Genomic DNA, 1,027 nt, shown 5'->3' with positions numbered 1-1,027 from the left:
GGTGCCCGCCCGCTCCGTGCGCGTCGGCCGTTCCGCTGCCCCGCCCCCCGGGCCGGAGCCCGGGGTCGGGGCGAGGAGTTCGAGTGTCACCGATCGGGCCTCGGCGTCGTTCTCCTGGCGTGCACGTTCGACAGGCGCCGCGGCGCGCAGCAGACAGCCGCGCAGTAAGTGAGGAATCGTTTCTGCCCCCGCCCCGGGGAGCGCGAGGCCTCCGGCCCGACGGGGGTGGGCGGTGAGGTCGTACGACGAATCGGTGCCGCCGCAGCGGGGGAGTTCCACCCGGCTGACGGTCTACCTGGTGCTGGAGGTGATCGTCGGGCCCGACCTGGTGGTGCCCGTCGCGGCCCGCCTGCGGTACCACGCCGAGGACCCCTACACCGTCCACCTCGACAACCACATCGACCTGCCCGAACCGGTCACCTGGGCGCTCTCCCGCGAGACCCTGCTCGCCGGGCTGACCGGCCCCGCCGGGATCGGCGACCTGTCGGTCTGCCCCGGGGCCGACCCCGAGGACGGCAGCGTCTTCCTCTCGCTGCGCGGGGAGGACGACGGCGCCGCGCTGCTCCGCCTGCCGGCGGGAGCGCTGACCGCGTTCCTGCGCCTGACGGAGTGCGTGGTCCCGGTCGGCTGCGAACCCGAACACGTGAACCTGGACGCGCTGGTGCGGAGGCTGCTGACCGAGGGCGAACCGCCGTCGTGAGACTCCGGCGGGCGGGTTGTCCGGCTCCGGCGGGATTGCGGGATTTGCGCCGGTACGGGCAGCTCGCGCAGTCTCTACGCATGAGCACACCCGTGTACCGGGGCCCCGCCCTGCTGCTGGCCGACGGACTGGAGATCCCGGTCCAGGCCGACCTGACCGGAAACGTCCCCGAACTCGGCCTGCCCGGCTGGACCGGCGTGCTGGAGAGCGGGGACACCCGGTTCAGCTCCGGCAGCGTCCGCAACGGGCGGCTTCGGCTCCCCGGCGGCTGGGAGGGCGGGTTCGCGGTGATGCGCCGGATGCTCGGCGTCTCCACGGTGTGGGTGC

General features: G+C 74.2%; 2 protein-coding genes. Both read left to right on the top strand.

Going from position 1 to position 1,027, the window contains the following annotated elements; translation table 11 throughout:
* Positions 1-253: 253 nt before the first annotated feature.
* Entirely contained in the window at positions 254-700 is a 447-nt protein-coding gene (locus KCH_RS00445) for an SsgA family sporulation/cell division regulator (RefSeq protein ID WP_051652579.1), read from the top strand.
* Between the two features lie 80 nt (positions 701-780).
* Positions 781-1,027 (top strand): hypothetical protein (locus tag KCH_RS42100; RefSeq protein WP_167573936.1); only part of this gene is annotated, 247 nt, incomplete at its 3' end.

The organism is Kitasatospora cheerisanensis KCTC 2395 (assembly GCF_000696185.1).
Taxonomy (GTDB): Bacteria; Actinomycetota; Actinomycetes; order Streptomycetales; family Streptomycetaceae; genus Kitasatospora; species Kitasatospora cheerisanensis.
The sequence above is the reverse complement of the archived record's forward strand: the minus strand, read 5'-3'. Positions and strand labels throughout refer to the sequence as shown.